The sequence below is a fragment of the Streptococcus sp. CF10-1 genome (assembly GCF_024295825.1).
Taxonomy (GTDB): domain Bacteria; phylum Bacillota; class Bacilli; order Lactobacillales; family Streptococcaceae; genus Streptococcus.
Window position 1 is genome coordinate 88091 of record NZ_JANCPQ010000003.1, and the last position, 16422, is coordinate 104512.

At 43.5% G+C, this 16422-nt stretch carries 15 protein-coding genes and 1 riboswitch; of the genes, 6 read left to right on the forward strand and 9 right to left on the reverse strand.

Annotation, left to right across the window (positions count from 1 at the left end; genetic code table 11):
- Nucleotides 1-2: 2 nt before the first annotated feature.
- The 6 genes from NMM25_RS05160 to uvrA all read right to left on the reverse strand — a co-directional run bounded on the left by NMM25_RS05160 (nt 3) and on the right by uvrA (nt 8473).
- Nucleotides 3-269, reverse strand: a complete 267-nt coding sequence (locus NMM25_RS05160; RefSeq protein ID WP_000507059.1) for an IreB family regulatory phosphoprotein — start codon at nt 267-269, stop codon at nt 3-5.
- 86 nt (nt 270-355) lie between these two features.
- Nucleotides 356-925, reverse strand: a complete 570-nt coding sequence (locus NMM25_RS05165) for an SP0191 family lipoprotein (RefSeq protein ID WP_254736161.1) — start codon at nt 923-925, stop codon at nt 356-358.
- A 66-nt stretch (nt 926-991) separates the two neighbouring features.
- The gene (gene spx, locus NMM25_RS05170; RefSeq protein WP_000591165.1) at nt 992-1390 is read right to left on the reverse strand and encodes a transcriptional regulator Spx; all 399 of its coding nucleotides are present in this window, start codon (nt 1388-1390) and stop codon (nt 992-994) included.
- A gap of 134 nt (nt 1391-1524) precedes the next feature.
- Entirely contained in the window at nt 1525-4185 is a 2661-nt protein-coding gene (gene mgtA, locus NMM25_RS05175; protein WP_254736162.1) for a magnesium-translocating P-type ATPase, read from the reverse strand.
- A 195-nt stretch (nt 4186-4380) separates the two neighbouring features.
- Nucleotides 4381-4532: riboswitch (M-box (ykoK) riboswitch) on the reverse strand.
- Between the two features lie 55 nt (nt 4533-4587).
- The gene (locus NMM25_RS05180) at nt 4588-5649 is read right to left on the reverse strand and encodes a Xaa-Pro peptidase family protein (protein ID WP_254736163.1); all 1062 of its coding nucleotides are present in this window, start codon (nt 5647-5649) and stop codon (nt 4588-4590) included.
- Nucleotides 5642-8473, reverse strand: coding sequence for an excinuclease ABC subunit UvrA (gene uvrA / locus NMM25_RS05185; RefSeq protein ID WP_254736164.1), 2832 nt, complete (start codon nt 8471-8473; stop codon nt 5642-5644). Before uvrA ends, NMM25_RS05180 begins: the two co-directional genes overlap by 8 nt.
- Before the next feature lie 136 nt (nt 8474-8609).
- Between uvrA and NMM25_RS05190 the strand changes: the two genes are divergently transcribed.
- The 5 genes from NMM25_RS05190 (at nt 8610) to NMM25_RS05210 (ending at nt 12277) form a co-directional block, all read left to right on the forward strand.
- Nucleotides 8610-9554 carry a magnesium transporter CorA family protein gene (locus tag NMM25_RS05190; RefSeq protein ID WP_213988576.1) on the forward strand — a complete coding sequence of 315 codons (945 nt, stop codon included), beginning with the start codon at nt 8610-8612 and terminating at the stop codon, nt 9552-9554.
- A gap of 11 nt (nt 9555-9565) precedes the next feature.
- Nucleotides 9566-10243 carry a DUF1129 domain-containing protein gene (locus tag NMM25_RS05195; RefSeq protein ID WP_254736165.1) on the forward strand — a complete coding sequence of 226 codons (678 nt, stop codon included), beginning with the start codon at nt 9566-9568 and terminating at the stop codon, nt 10241-10243.
- A gap of 15 nt (nt 10244-10258) precedes the next feature.
- On the forward strand, nt 10259-10606 hold the full coding sequence (locus NMM25_RS05200) for a TfoX/Sxy family protein (protein ID WP_084943247.1): 348 nt from the start codon (nt 10259-10261) through the stop codon (nt 10604-10606).
- A 267-nt stretch (nt 10607-10873) separates the two neighbouring features.
- Nucleotides 10874-11908 carry a S66 peptidase family protein gene (locus NMM25_RS05205; RefSeq protein WP_254736243.1) on the forward strand — a complete coding sequence of 345 codons (1035 nt, stop codon included), beginning with the start codon at nt 10874-10876 and terminating at the stop codon, nt 11906-11908.
- A 105-nt stretch (nt 11909-12013) separates the two neighbouring features.
- A complete protein-coding gene (locus tag NMM25_RS05210) occupies nt 12014-12277 on the forward strand; it encodes a SemiSWEET family transporter (protein ID WP_000166112.1) in 264 nt (87 codons plus the stop codon).
- A 79-nt stretch (nt 12278-12356) separates the two neighbouring features.
- Here the strand turns inward: NMM25_RS05210 and NMM25_RS05215 are convergent, their stop codons facing one another.
- Both NMM25_RS05215 and ruvA read right to left on the reverse strand, forming a co-directional pair.
- Nucleotides 12357-12923, reverse strand: coding sequence for a DNA-3-methyladenine glycosylase I (locus NMM25_RS05215; protein ID WP_247940493.1), 567 nt, complete (start codon nt 12921-12923; stop codon nt 12357-12359).
- A 9-nt stretch (nt 12924-12932) separates the two neighbouring features.
- Entirely contained in the window at nt 12933-13526 is a 594-nt protein-coding gene (gene ruvA / locus NMM25_RS05220; RefSeq protein WP_000273410.1) for a Holliday junction branch migration protein RuvA, read from the reverse strand.
- A gap of 158 nt (nt 13527-13684) precedes the next feature.
- Between ruvA and NMM25_RS05225 the strand changes: the two genes are divergently transcribed.
- Nucleotides 13685-14182 carry a helix-turn-helix domain-containing protein gene (locus NMM25_RS05225; protein ID WP_254736166.1) on the forward strand — a complete coding sequence of 166 codons (498 nt, stop codon included), beginning with the start codon at nt 13685-13687 and terminating at the stop codon, nt 14180-14182.
- Nucleotides 14183-14331: 149 nt separating this feature from the next.
- Here NMM25_RS05225 and mutL read toward each other — a convergent pair whose 3' ends face one another.
- A complete protein-coding gene (gene mutL, locus NMM25_RS05230; protein ID WP_254736167.1) occupies nt 14332-16281 on the reverse strand; it encodes a DNA mismatch repair endonuclease MutL in 1950 nt (649 codons plus the stop codon).
- Between the last annotated feature and the right edge of the window lie 141 nt (nt 16282-16422).

Below are 16422 nucleotides of genomic sequence, written 5' to 3' on the forward strand. Positions count from 1 at the left end.
GATTATAGATCGACTCCTTGTCCCTTAAGGTAGTAGCGTACCAATTCTTCAACAATTTCATCACGCTCATACTTACGGATTTGATTTCGTGCATTGTTGTAACGAGGAACGTAGGCAGGGTCTCCACTCAGTACATAACCGACGATCTGGTTAATCGGATTGTAGCCCTTGTCGTTCAAAGAAGCATAGACGTCTGTCAACGTTTCGCTAATTTCTTTCTTATTGGAATCATCCAATTTAAACCGTACAGTTTCTTCAGTAAATCCCATTCTAACACCCTCTTTCCTTAGAATAGTACTATTATAGCACATTCCCTGACGTTCTACAAATAAGTCAGTCTATTAATTTGGATTTTCTATTGTTCTGTTGCTCCATTTGCCACTCTATCTGCAATATATTGGCTAGGTTCGTTTTTTAAGAGATTTTCAAGACCGATATTTTTTAAATATTCCAGCTGAGATGCCTTTTTGACATCCAGCACTTGAAAATCATAAGTTGTTGTAGTCTGAATTTCTGTCTCGCTGAGTAGCTTGGTTTCCAGTGTAAATCCTGCTAGTTTGCGTGCCTCTTGGATGGTCTCATCCTTCTCTTCAGCTTCTAGAAGCGCTTTTTGCGTCTCCTCTGGCCCATTTTCAGAGATAAAGGTCTTGAGTTCATCTCCGACAGGTCGTTTTTGCTGGATGGTCAAGGTCAAAAACTGATTACCTTTATAGGTAATGGTCTGAATCTGTTGCGTTCCATTTTCTGACTTCGGCATCAACAGGGTCTTGGTGACAACCGTATTCTTTTCGGCATTGTCCAAAACGGGAAGGTTGGATTGAAGAGGTTCAGATGCTGTTGTGGAAGCAGCATGGGTTTCCTTTTTTTGCCCACATCCCGCAAGCAAAAAGAGGAGAGCAAAACTAGCAATTAGTAACTTTTTCATAATTCCTCACATGATTTTAAAACAAAAGAGCAAACAAGGCCAGGAGTCACTCCCAGCCTTGATGTTTTATAGAGCTGCACGTAGACGTGCTTCTGCATTTTCTACATTACGGACAGAGCGTGGCAAGAAGGCACGGATATCATCTTCTTTATAGCCGACTTGTAGGCGCTTCTCGTCAACGAGAATCGGACTCTTTAAGATTCGTGGTGTTTCCATGATTAAGTTGAGCACTTCATTGACACTCAAATCCTCAATGTCAACTCCAAGTGCCTTAGCGTAGCGGTTTTTTGACGAAACGATACTGGCAATTCCATTATCTGTTTTCGTTAGAATATCTAATAACTCTTCTCTTGTAATTCCTTCTTTACCGAGATTTTGTTCTTTATAACTTAACTGGTGGGCATTGAGCCAGGTTTTCGCTTTTTTACAGCTAGTACAACTTGAGACTGTATAAATTTTGATCATGTACCTACCCCTTTCGCTACATGTTACTATCAGTTTAGTCTATTATACCATAAAAAACATCCGACTTGCGACCTATTTTTAAAAAAAATTAACTTTTTTCGCGATTTTCGTACTTTTTTCTTGACAAAATCAATTTATAACCAACTTTTAAATTTTTTGATATACAATCGTTTCACAACTGTAACACTTATCATATAGAGAACGATAATCAAAAGTAAAAAGAGGAAATAAATTGGTTCCAAAGGGGTTAAATGAAGCAGGCTAGCAATTGAAGAGTAGGGAAGGAAGGTCACAAAACTAGCTGCTAGCAAGGTTGTTCCAAGAACAAACCATGATGGACGACTTTGTAAGAAAGGAAGTTTTGCTGAACGAAGCATATGGATAACCATGGTTTGGGACCACATGGATTCAATGAACCAACCTGTCTGGAACAAAATGATAAAGCCCGTTGCAGACTCTGCTCCGTGAGCATAGGCTTGACCTGTCGCCATTGGGACAATGACAAAATAGAGCAAGATAAAGGTCAAAATATCAAAGACAGAAGAAATCGGACCCATCCAAATCATAAAGCGAGTAATAGACTTAGCTTCCCACTTATGGGGATGTTTCAAAAAGTCTTCATCTACATTATCAAATGGCAAGGCAATGCAAGAAAGGTCGTAGACGAGGTTTAACACAATCAAGTGAATCGGAGCCATAGGAAGGAAAGGTAAAAAGATACCAGACACTAACAGAGAGAAAATGTTCCCGAAATTAGAGCTGACCGTCATCTTGATATATTTGGTCATATTGGCATAGACTTTGCGTCCTTCAACCAGCCCTTTTTCAAGCACCATCAAATCCTTATCTAACAAAATGACATCAGCCGTTTCTTTAGCAATATCTACTGCTGTATCAACAGAAATCCCCACATCGGCCACTTTCATAGAAGGGGCATCATTGATCCCATCTCCCATATAGCCGACACAATGTCCATTCGATTTGATTTGTAAAATAATTCGTGCTTTTTGATCCGGAGAGAGTTTGGCAAAGACCGTCACTTTCTCAACTGCTTGAGCCAACTCTTCGTCCGTCATGGCATCAATATCAGAACCCAACAAGATTTGATCAACATCTAAACCAACTTTTTCGCATACTGCTTGGGTTACCTTCTCATTGTCCCCCGTCAAGATTTTGGTTTGAACACCGTGTTCTACCAAAGCTTGGATAGCAGGTGCTGCTGATGGTTTTGGTGGATCTAGAAAGGCAAGATATCCGGTTAGAATCATCTCTTTTTCATCTTCAACGGAGTAAGCAAAACCTTCTTTTAGGCCTGTTTTATAGGCGACTCCCAAGACTCGCAAGCCTTGTTGATTAAGTTGGTCTACTTCTTTTAAGATTTCCACTCGGATATCATCCGTCAAAGGACTAATCTGACCTTGGTATTCCACATGGGTTGAAATCGCAAGCATTTCCTCTAGGGCACCCTTGGTTACCAAACTAACAACTTCGTTCTCATCCTTTACGATGACACTCATCCTTCTGCGTTCAAAATCAAAAGGTAATTCATCTATTTTTTGGAAGCTAGTATCCAAATTTTGTAGAATAGCGTGTTCTTTAGCTTCTTTTTCAGTTCTACTGATAATGGCACGGTCCATCAAGTTTTTCAATCCCGTTTGAAAATAGGAATTAAGGTAGGCCCGTCTCAACACAGACAAATCCAAATCTCCATGTATATCCAAAGGATATTCAAGGACAATTTCGTCTTGGGTAAGGGTTCCGGTTTTATCCGTACACAGGATATCAATAGCACCTAGATCTTGTATGGCATTGAGTTTTTTGATGACGACTTTTTCCTTGGCCATGATAATGGAGCCTTTTGCTAAACTGGCCGTGATGATCATAGGAAGCATCTCAGGTGTCAATCCAACACCAACACTCAGTGCAAACACACCTGCTTCCAGCCAGTCGCCATCCGTCAAGCCATTGGAGAGAAAGACGATGGGAACCATGACCAACATCAAACGGATCAAGAGCCAAGAAATGCTGTTCATCTCCCGTTCAAAAGAGGTCGGTTCGTCATAGGTATTGAGAGTTTGCTCGATTTCTCCCATCATAGTGTCATCGCCGACCGCTAGGATCAAAGCCTTGGCACTTCCTGATATCACGTTGGTTCCCATAAAGGCGAGCGCTTCTGCTTCTAGCAGACTATCAAAGTTTGACTGACTCATTTTTGACAAGGCTAGTTTCTCAACCGAGTCACTTTCACCTGTCAAACCAGACTGTTGGACAAAGAAATCACGTGATTCAATTAAAATGAGGTCTGCTGGTATCATATCCCCAGCACTTAACTTGACTATATCTCCAACGACCAAATCTTCAATTGCAATCTCTAAACTCTGGCCTTCGCGAATAACCGTAGCTGTATTCACAATCATTTTTGAAAGATTGGTCGCAGCTTTGTCGCTTCGCAGTTCTTGGACAAATCGAATGCCACCAGAAATGAGGACGAGGACAACGATGATGATAGAGGTCGTCGGATCTTCTTGCCCAGGCTTCGCCAACCAGACGTTGGTCACCATGGAGATCATAGCGATGACCAGGAGGATGATTGTAAATGGATTGATAATAGATTCGTAAATCTTTTTGAGGATACTGTCTTCTTGACCCTTGGTGATGGTGTTTTCGCCATATAGGTCACGATTTTTCTCCACCTGCTCCTCAGTCAAGCCTGTTAGACTTGTCTTATAAAAAGATAGAGTTTCGTTTAAGGGTGTGTGAATAGCTGTTACTAATCTTTCTTTTGTAATTTTCATTGGTTTCTCCTATCTGTATGAGTGATGTGTTTCATACACAGAGACCAATCACTTTATAAGGGCAGAACGACACAAATCAGCGATTGGCTGTGTATGTGCGGTTCTGGATGATCGTCAATTTGCATCGTTTGTCTCCTTTCCTTGTTCTAAAACAGTAGAAAATCCCACCATAAAATGGCAGGATTAAAAAACTAATTATCTGTTTTTTCGTTCAAGCTTTAACTCCATAGGGCGATGTAATGAGCTTAGTCTTGGCCTTCGCGACCAGAACTGTTGACCAACGAGTAGTGTCTCCACTGCTTTGCGGTAGTCATCCGTATCCCTATGGTAGCCTCACCTACCGTTTTCGTCTATCAGTATAAACCTTTAAAATATAAAAGTCAACGATTTATCATAATTTTCTTAAATAACAATTAATTCCTTCGGCGCTAGAGTCAACAATTCGCAACCGTTATCTGTAATCAGGATATCATCCTCGATACGGACCCCGTATTTACCTTCAATATAGATACCCGGTTCATCAGTCAAGACCATACCAGATTTAATGACTTCTTTGGAAGTTTGGCTAAAGTAAGGTTCTTCGTGAATATCCAGTCCGATACCGTGTCCAATACCGTGGGTAAAGTAGTCGCCATAGCCTGCCTCAATGATAATATCACGAGGGATTTTGTCAAAGTCACGGAAACCTAAGCCAGCCTTAGCTTGGTCAATCAGAGCTTGGTTGGCTTTCAGAACCGTATTGTAAATCTCTGCCTGCTCGTCACTGACATGTCCTAGATAGATGGTCCGTGTCATATCACTGACGTAGTGGTCGTAGAGACAGCCGAAGTCCATGGTGATGGCTTCTCCCGCTTCAACTGGTTTGTGCATGGGATGGGCATGGGGTTTGGAAGAGTTGATACCACTTGCTAAAATGGTATCAAAAGACAAGCCTGCCGCTCCTAGCTCACGCATGCGGAAATCAAGGAAGTTGGCAATTTCGATCTCAGTTTTTCCTGGTTTGATAAAGTCAAGCGCATCACGAAAAGCTTGGTCTGAGATAGAGCATGCCTTACGAATAGTCGCAATCTCTTTCTCATCTTTAATCATACGAAGTGCTTCAACAAACTGAGTCTGTGGAAGCAAGTCCAAACCTGCAAAAGCTGCCTGCATACGATGATAGTAAGAGACCGAAATCTCGTCTTCAAAACCGACGCGAGACAAGCCCATATCCTTAACAATGCCTGCAATAACAGCCAATTCATCGCGGTCAGCCACAATCTCAAAACCTGTCACTTCTTGCTTAGCTGCAATGATATAGCGAGAGTCTGTCACCAAAACCTGACGGTCACGGCTGATAAAGACTGTTCCATTTGAACCCCAAAAACCAGTCAAATAATAGACGTTTTTAAGGTTGTTGATGATAATACCATCTAGTTCTTTTTCTTGCATTTTAGCTAGAAATGCTTGCACACGTTTATTCATGATGTAACTTTCCTTTCAAATAGTGTCCTGTGTAGCTGGCTTCGTTGGCCGCTACTTCTTCTGGGGTTCCTGTTGCGATGATGGTTCCACCACCGACACCGCCCTCAGGACCCAAATCGATGATATGGTCTGCCGTCTTGATGACATCCAGATTGTGCTCGATGACGAGGACTGTATTGCCATCGTCGACAAAGCGAGCTAAGACTTTAAGCAAGCGAGCGATGTCCTCAGTATGAAGCCCTGTCGTTGGCTCATCCAGAATGTAGAAGGATTTCCCTGTTGAGCGTTTGTGGAGTTCACTAGCCAACTTCATACGCTGAGCTTCTCCTCCAGAAAGGGTGGTAGCCGGTTGCCCTAGCGTTACATAGCCCAGTCCCACATCCTTGATGGTCTGAAGTTTGCGTTGAATCTTAGGAATGTGTTGGAAGAATTCCACCGCATCGTTGACCGTCATGTCCAAGACCTGCGAGATATTCTTTTCCTTATAGTGGACTTCTAGGGTTTCACTGTTGTAGCGAGTCCCGTGGCAGACTTCACAAGCCACGTAAACATCTGGCAAGAAGTGCATCTCGATCTTGATAATCCCGTCACCTGAGCAGGCTTCGCAACGACCGCCCTTGACGTTGAAACTGAAACGGCCCTTCTTGTAGCCTCGAATCTTAGCTTCGTTTGTCTGAGCAAAGAGGTCTCGTATATCGTCAAAAACTCCCGTATAGGTAGCTGGGTTGGACCTCGGCGTCCGTCCGATTGGGCTCTGGTCAATGTCAATCAAGCGGTCTACATGCTCAATCCCTGTAATCGTCTTAAATTTACCAGGCTTGTCTGAATTACGGTTGAGTTTTTGAGCAATAGCTTTTTTGAGGATGCTGTTAATCAAGGTCGACTTCCCTGAACCTGACACCCCTGTCACTGCGATGAATTTTCCTAGCGGGAAGCGAGCAGTGATATTTTGCAAGTTGTTCTCACGCGCACCTGTCACTTCGATAAAACGACCATTTCCGGCACGGCGCTCTTCTGGTACTGGAATGGCACGTTTCCCTGATAAGTACTGGCCTGTGATAGACTTGCTGTTGCGAGCCACCTGCTTGGGTGTTCCTGCAGCGACAATCTCTCCACCAAAAACACCGGCACCCGGACCAACGTCAATCAGATAATCCGCCTCGCGCATGGTATCTTCGTCATGTTCTACCACGATGAGAGTATTGCCCAAGTCACGCATCTTTTTCAGACTGGCAATCAGGCGGTCATTATCCCTCTGATGAAGACCAATTGACGGCTCATCCAGGATATAGAGGACACCTGATAGATTGGACCCAATCTGAGTCGCCAAGCGAATTCGCTGACTCTCCCCACCTGAAAGGGTTCCTGCCGAACGCGACAGAGTCAGATAGTTGAGTCCCACATTATTGAGGAAGGTCAAACGATCCTTGATTTCCTTGAGAATAGGACGGGCAATGATGGCTTCATTTTCAGACAAGGTCAGCTGGCTCACCAAAGCCAAGTGGTCTGCGATAGACAGGTCTGAGATTTCACCGATATGTGGTCCTTGCTCCCCACCCACACGGACAGACAAGGCCTGGTCATTGAGACGGTAGCCATGGCAAGTTCCGCAGGTTAGTTCATTCATGTAGAGGCGCATCTGGGTGCGTGTGTAATCACTGTTAGTCTCATGGTAACGACGCTTGATATTATTGACAACCCCCTCAAAAGGAATGTCAATATCGCGCACACCGCCAAATTCATTTTCATAGTGAAAATGGAATTCCTTGCCATCTGAGCCGTAAAGAATCAAGTTTTTATCTTCTTCTGACAAGTCCTCAAAGGGCTTATCCATGTCCACTCCAAAGGCTGTCATGGCCTGCTCTAGCATGTTTGGATAGTAGTTGGATGAGATAGGATTCCAAGGTGCTAGGGCACCCTCACGCAAGGTTTTGCTGGCATCAGGAACCACCAAATCAGTATCCACCTCCAGCTTGATGCCCAAACCGTCACACTCGCTACAAGAGCCAAAAGGAGCATTGAAGGAGAAGAGTCGAGGCTCTAACTCTGGTACAGTAAAACCACAAACTGGGCAAGAATAATGCTCAGAGAAGAGCAATTCAGAATCGTCCATGGTGTCGATAATCACATAGCCTTCTGCGATACGAAGGGCAGCCTCAATGGAGTCAAAGAGACGGCTACGGATACCCTCCTTGATAACAATACGGTCGACCACAACATCGATATTGTGTTGCTTGCTCTTAGACAGCTCTGGCACTTCAGTCACATCATAGACCTCCCCATCTACTCGGACGCGGACATAGCCGTCTTTCTGAACCTTTTCAATGACGCTCTTGTGTTGCCCTTTTTTCTTACGAATGATAGGAGCTAAAATTTGCAAACGCTGACGTTCAGGCAACTCCAAGACCTTATCCACGATTTGCTCTACAGAAGAGGCCTTGATGGCCCCGTGCCCGTTGATACAGTAAGGCGTCCCCACACGTGCGTAGAGGAGACGCAGATAATCATTGATTTCAGTCGTCGTTCCCACGGTCGAACGAGGATTTTTGCTAGTTGTTTTTTGGTCAATGGAAATAGCCGGGCTAAGGCCATCAATGGCATCCACATCTGGTTTTTCCATATTGCCCAAAAACTGGCGAGCATAAGCTGATAGACTCTCTACATAGCGACGTTGGCCCTCAGCATAGAGGGTATCAAAGGCCAGACTGGATTTCCCAGACCCTGACAAACCAGTCACAACAACCAGCTTGTCTCGCGGAATCTCCACATCAATATTTTTTAAATTATGGGCACGTGCCCCATGAATCACAATTTTATCTTGCATCTTTGTTCTTTCTAGTCCATTATTGCTTTCCATTATACCAAAAAATGTGAAATTCTATTACCCAAAAAGCTGTTTTTATAGTATAATAGTACGGTGCAAAAAATGAATCACTGAATAGTAGGAAAGGATAGGGGATATGAAACAAGTTTTTCTCTCAACACCAACTGAATTTAAAGAGATCGACACGCTTGAACCGGGTACTTGGATCAACCTCGTCAATCCTACACAAAATGAATCATTGGAAATCGCCAACGCCTTCGATATCGACATCACCGACCTCCGAGCACCGCTCGATGCGGAAGAAATGTCCCGTATTACCATCGAAGATGAGTACACTTTGATCATCGTGGACGTTCCCATCACAGAGGAAAGAAACAATCGCACCTACTACGTAACGATTCCGCTAGGGATTATCATCACCGAGGAAACCATTATCACTACCTGCTTGGAAGCCCTCCCAGTTCTCGATGTCTTTATCAACCGTAGACTGCGTAACTTTTACACCTTCATGCGTTCACGTTTTATCTTCCAGATTCTCTATCGCAACGCAGAGCTTTACCTGACTGCCCTTCGTTCGATTGACCGTAAGAGCGAACAAATCGAAAGTCAACTTCACAAATCCACTCGAAACGAAGAACTGATCGAGCTCATGGAATTGGAAAAGACCATCGTCTATTTCAAGGCCTCACTTAAGACGAACGAGCGCGTGATTAAGAAATTGACTAGCGCAACTAGCAATATCAAGAAATACCTAGAGGACCAAGATCTGCTCGAAGACACCCTGATTGAAACCCAACAGGCCATCGAGATGGCAGATATCTATGGAAACGTCCTTCACTCTATGACAGAGACCTTTGCCTCTATCATTTCCAACAACCAGAACAACATCATGAAGACCCTGGCTCTCGTGACCATCGTCATGTCTATCCCAACTATGATCTTCTCTGCCTATGGGATGAACTTTAAGGATAATGAAATCCCACTTAATGGCGAGCCCCACGCCTTCTGGTTAATCGTCTTTATCGCCTTTGCTATGAGTGTCTCGCTCACTCTCTATCTCATCCATAAAAAATGGTTCTAAGAGGAATCCCTATGTCTCAGATTGATTTACAAAAATTAACCAAGAAAAACCAAGAGTTTATCCACATCGCTACCCAACAATTCATCAAAGATGGTAAAACAGACGCTGAAATCAAGGCTGTCTTTGAGGAAGTCATTCCCCAAATCCTTGAAGAGCAAGCCAAAGGAACGACAGCTCGTTCCCTCTACGGGGCCCCAACCCACTGGGCTCATAGTTTCACTGTCAAGGAGCAATACGAAAAAGAGCATCCAAAAGAAAATGACGATCCAAAACTCATGATTATGGACTCAGCCCTTTTCATCACCAGCCTCTTTGCATTGATTAGCGCTCTAACTACCTTCTTCTCTACAGATCAAGCTATTGGTTATGGGTTGATTACCCTCTTGTTGGTTGGGCTTGTTGGAGGGGTGGCCTTCTACTTGATGTACTACTTTGTCTACCAGTATTATGGACCAAACACAGATCGTAGCCAGCGCCCTCCTTTCTGGAAATCAATCCTCGTCATCCTCGCTGCTATGCTTCTCTGGTTGGCTGTCTTCTTCGCAACAAGCTTCCTTCCAGCAGCTCTCAATCCAATCCTTGCTCCACTGCCTTTGGCTGTCCTAGGAGCAGCCCTTCTCGCTCTTCGCTTCTATCTCAAGAAACGCTTCAATATCCGAAGCGCAAGCGCGGGCCCATCACGTTATTAAGAAAAGTGAAAAGCTATGGCATATAGTCAATCTTTAGCTCAGCAGATTCGAAAAATCCTAGCACTCAAACTTCCTCCCCAAATTTTTGAAGAAGAGCTAGAAGAAAAGAAACTGTTTGGTGGCCTGGCCTTTATGATTCGTGGGAAAATGGTTCTTACAGTCAGTTCCAGAAAGAACGAGCTGGTTATGGTGAGAATAGGCAAAGAAACGGAAAAGCAAGTTCTACCCCGAACAGGAGCCCATACTACATTGATGAGAGGGCGACCTTATCATGGCTATATAGACCTAGATATCGAAGGTCAAAAAGAACTGCCTTACTGGATTGATTTAGCCCTCTCCTATAATCAAGAGTTGACCAAGTAACTCATATCCAGCGAGATTAGAAAAACGAAAAGCAACTGCACAGGCGGTTGCTTTTTCACTTGCTTTCTTGAGATTCAATAGCACTTCTGAGTCTCATTCTTGTAGTTTTCTCTCATCTTTTGTGATAGAATAGGCTCATACTCAATGAAAATCAAAGAGCAAACTAGGAAGCTAGCCGCAGGCTGTACTTGAGTACGGCAAGGCAAAGCTGACGTGGTTTGAATTTGATTTTCGAAGAGTATCAATCTATTTCTAGGAGGATGAGATATAGTTTCTACTATTGGTATTGTTAGTTTGTCTAGCGGTGTTATTGGAGAGGATTTTGTCAAACACGAAGTCGATTTGGGTCTCCAACGTCTCAAAGATTTGGGACTCAATCCTGTCTTTTTGCCCCATTCGCTAAAAGGGTTAGACTTTATCAAGGACCATCCGGAGGCACGTGCAGAGGATTTGATGCAGGCCTTTTCGGACGATAGCATCGACATGATCCTCTGTGCCATTGGTGGAGACGATACCTATCGTTTGTTGCCCTACCTTTTTGAGAACGACCAACTCCAAAAGGTTATCAAGCCAAAGATTTTTCTTGGCTTCTCGGATACCACTATGAACCACCTTATGTTGCATAAACTAGGGATCAAGACTTTTTATGGGCAATCCTTTCTAGCAGATATTTGTGAATTGGACAAGGAGATGTTGCCCTATAGCCTCCACTACTTTAAAGAACTGATCGAGACTGGAAGAATCTCAGAAATCCGCCCTAGCGACCTTTGGTATGAGGAACGGACTGACTTTAGTCCCAATGCTCTGGGAACAGCTCGTATCAGCCATGTAAATACAGGTTTTGACTTGTTACAAGGAAATACCCAGTTTGAGGGAGAAATTCTCGGCGGTTGCCTTGAATCTCTCTATGATATCTTTGACAACTCTCGATACGCAGACAGCACGGAGCTCTGCCAAAAATACAAACTCTTCCCTGACTTATCCGACTGGGAAGGAAAGATTCTCTTGTTAGAAACAAGCGAAGAAAAGCCTGAGCCGGAGAACTTCAAAACAATGTTGCAGGCTTTGAAAGAAACTGGAGTATTTGAGGTCATCAGTGGACTCTTGGTCGGAAAACCTATGGATGAAACCTTCTATGACGACTATAAAGAGGCACTAATGAGCATCGTTGACAGCAATATCCCAATTGTCTATAATCTGAATGTCGGCCACGCAACTCCAAGAGCTATTGTTCCCTTTGGGGTACATGCTCATGTAGATGCACAGGAACAAGTCATTCGCTTTGACTATAACAAAAAATAAACAATTTCTCCATTTTTGTGCTTTGGTATTGATTTTCGTTACAATTTGTGTCTGAATTTATTGCATTTTGCTTATTTCTATGATATCCTTTTAAAGGAGGTGTATATGACTAAACAAAAAATAAATCAAATTGTCGGTTCAATCGGGGCCTTTATCGGGATTATTGTATTTATCGCCTACATCCCACAAATTTTTGCCAATTTACAAGGCAACAAAGCTCAACCATTCCAGCCTTTATCCGCAGCAGTATCTTGTTTAATTTGGGTTATTTACGGGTGGACAAAAGAACCTAAGAAGGATTGGATACTAATTATTCCAAACTCAGCTGGCGTTGTCTTAGGTGGACTGACATTTCTTACTGCACTATAAAAGTTACTAGCATATAATCAAAAAGCTGAGAAACTCTTCTCAGCTTTTTCTATATTCTCAGATAATTAGACGCCTGCACTCACTTATTTCCGCTTTTCCACTCACAATCATTCTCGTGGTCGTCAATCAGACCTGCCGCTTGTAGAAAAGCTAAAACTGCGACTGGACCTGTGAACTTGAAGCCTCGTTTTTTGAGATCTTGAGATAACTTTTCAGACAAGGCTGTTTTAGCAGGTGCTAGGTGATAGTCAGGAACATCATTCACGATCGTTTTTCCCTCAACAAAGGACCAGAGATAAGCGTCAAAAGAGCCAAAGGTTTTCTGGACTTGTAAAAATGCTTGGGCGTTGGCACGCGTCGCAAAGAGCTTGGCACGATTTCGGATGATGGCTGGATTCTCTAACAAGGCTTCCAACTCCCCATCTGCCATCTCCGCGACCGCCTGAATTTGATATCCATGAAATGCTTCTCGGAAAGCTTGGCGTTTGTTTAGTACCGTTTCCCAAGATAGACCAGCCTGATAGGTTTCCATGCACAATAACTCAAACAATGCTTGGTCATCATGGAGGGGGTAGCCCCACTCCTCATCATGATAGGCTACATATAAAGGGTTGTTCATTTTAACCCAACCACAGCGTTTTGGCATACTCTTCTCCTATTTTACCAACATCTTAAGGGCCGACTTGATATAGTTCTCAGCTGTATCTGTCGTTCCTTCAAAGAATTTCTTGATTTTCTTAAGCTCGGTTGCCTTGTAGCCCAGTGCCAACATGGCTTCCATAGCTTCTTCCAGTTCTTGGTTTTCAGCGCTGGTTTGCACTGCCACCTTGGCAGGAAGGTCATCGCTAGCCACAACTACCTTACCTTCCAAGTCTAGCACCATCTGTTGGGCTGTTTTCTTGCCAATTTTAGGGAACTTAGTCAAGTAGGTAATGTTCTTAGTCTCGATTGCTTGAACCAAGCCAGCATTGTCATCGGCTGCGATAATAGCAAGAGCTGATACAGGTCCAATACCTGAGACCGAAATCAGACTGAGGAAGAGTTTTTTCTCATCTTCTGAGCGAAAGCCATAGAGCAGATGCGCGTCCTCACGGACAACTTGGTGCACATAAATCTGGGTCTCTTGATTAACCTGACCTGAGTAAGCATAGGGATTGGCTACATGCAAGATATAACCAATACCATTCGCTTCTAGGACAATGTATTTAGCAGTGATTTTGGTAATGATTCCTTTTAGATATTCGTACATAATTTTTCTCCATTATTTTGCCTATCTAGTATACCATATTTCCTTAAGACAAACTGCAACAAAAGGTGCAACCTCTGGTTGACAAATAGTACAGGAGATTGTATTCTCATTATAAGTAAAAATTGTTAGGATAGAGGTAGAAAAAGGAGGATAGAATCATGAAACTCGCAGAAAAACTATTTGAGCTCAGAAAGGAAAAAGGTTGGTCCCAGGAAAAGCTAGCAGAACAAATCAATGTTTCTCGGCAAAGCATCTCCAAATGGGAATCTGGACAAGTCCTTCCTGAAATCGAAAAAATCATTGAATTAAGCAAGATTTTCCAAGTGACAACTGACTATCTACTACTGGATGAAAATTCTGAAAAAGGTTACACAGCAGTGGTCTTGGAAGAAGACAAGGCCAAATACTATAAAGAGGTTAAATCCTTTGGTCTCTGGCAAGTGATTTATATTTTCGTATTGGCTCTGGCTATCTATCTCTTTTTAGCCGGTTCTAGTTTCCCAGCCGAATTCACTGCCTGGATTTGGCTGATCTTCATTCTCTTGATTGCTTCAGCAATTGCGATCAACAAGGCTCTCAAAACCAAACAACGTTATCTTGATAAGGTGATTGGTCTTAAGAATCCTTCTGACAAAGATGACTCTAGAAAACCTTGAATCACCTAATTCCGTTTTCGCAATATTTTTTAGAACTGGTCTTGTCAAGCAAGTGTAAACTTCGTGTCAAGTTACCCATGTCCAATCAAGTTCCCACCTTAGAAAAACTAAAAAGCCTTGTTCAAAAGGAACAAAGGCTTTTTGTGTTCTTAATATTTCCCCAACTCACGAAGACTCGTATGATTTTCCTGAATGCGTCGGAACATTTTTTCCATATCTGACTTGGTAAAATGCACCAAAACGGGACGTCCGTGTGGACAGTTATATGGATTGTCACATTGAGAAAGCTGATAAAGTAGCTGTCTAGCTGAGTGGTCGTCGATACGATGGTTGGCCTTGATAGACCGCTTGCAGGACATCATGATGGCTAGCTCTGCTCGGTATTTTTTGATAGAAACTTCCTTGGTCAAGAGCAGCATGTCGCACATTTCATAGATACCAGACTCGATTTCTTCTTCTGCCATCCAAATAGGATGTTCACGCAGGATAAATTGATTTTCTCCGTACTCTGCTAGAAAGACGCCCACTTCCTCTAAAAGTGCCATTCTTTCCCTGAGACGAAGCGCATCATCTGCTGGGAATTCAAAGATGTAGGGCACTAGGAGTTGCTGCTGGCTTTGGTCAACATTGCCAATGCTTTCACGGTATTCCTCGTACTTAACTCGTTCCTGAGCCGCGTGCTGGTCTATGATGTAGAGTCCATCTCGCCCCTGGGCAAAGAGATAGGTCCCGTGCATCTGTCCGAAAAACTCCAACTCTGGGAAGCTGGATGATTCTTCTCTCTCCAGCTTGTCATAAGCCTTATCAAGACTGGCTAAGTCTAACTCTGGATGGTCTAGTTGGTCGTAGTTAGCAGGCTTTCTCTCTGCAAAATGCAGTTTTGCTGGCTTGGTTAGCTGGTCCAAGGTTTCCTTGGCAAACAGGGTTAGGTCCCTACCCTCCTCAGTTAATTCAACCTGATGATCAGCCACCTCAGCTTGACTAGGTCTAATTTCCTCTGTTTTTTCATAGTAAAGCGTATTTTCTTTGAGTGGGAGAATGGTCTGCTCTACCTTTTGACGATTGCGCACGGTCGACTTGGCAAGATTTTCTAAAGCATCAGGAATCAAGGCTTGTTCCTTGAGACTATTTGAAATAGCTTCTGAAACCAGCGCCATCAGTTCTCTTTCCTTAGAAATCCGCACTTCTTGTTTGGTTGGATGCACATTGACATCAGCTAGATAGGGGTCAATATGGATGTGAATGACAGCCAGTGGAAAACGCCCTACCATGAGCTTGCTTCCATAACCGTCAAGAATAGCACGGTTGAGTAGAAAGTTCTTGATATAACGGCCATTGATGAAGAGGCTGATATAGTTGCGATTAGCTCGAGTTAACTCAGGCAGAGACACAAAACCTGAAATTTCGAAATCTAAGTCAGAATTCTCAATTTCAATCATCTTCTTGGCACTCGCCAAACCATAAATCCCTGCGATGGCTTGACGCAGTTGACCAGTCCCTGCTGTCCGCGTCATTTCCTTGCCATCACTGATTAAACTAAAAGAAATCTCCGGATGGGCCAAGCCCAGACGGTTGACAATATCAATGATATGAGACAACTCCGCTTGCTGGCTCTTCATATACTTGAGACGGGCAGGCGTGTTGAAAAAGAGGTCCTCCACACAAACCTTGGTTCCTACAGGACTAGTCGCTGGGATGACTTCCTCAACTTCACCCCCACGCGCAACGAGCTTAGTCCCATGACTCGCACCATCCACCGCTGTCAACAGAGTCAAGACACTGACAGAAGCGATAGAGGGCAGGGCTTCACCACGAAAACCAAGCGTCCGAATCCGAAAGAGGTCTGCTTGATTTTTTATCTTACTGGTCGCATGTCGACGCAAGGCCAATTCCACCTCATCGTGAGCAATTCCATGACCATTATCGGTGATTTGGATTTTCTTGAGACCGGATTCCTCGATCTCAATGATAATCTGGCTAGAACCCGCGTCAATGGCATTTTCTACCAATTCTTTGACCACACTGGCAGGACGTTCAATGACCTCTCCTGCCGCGATCTGGTTTGCCAGCACCTCTGGCAATTCAATAATATGAGACATCTTTCAGCCCCTTTCTGTATCTATTTTCCTAGAAATTGATTAGTGCTATTATACCATATTTCAGATGTTACCAGAAAAAGCAAATACCACATAGACTCCAAATCTCTCCACATAGACAAAAGCTCTTGCCATGGGTCGTAA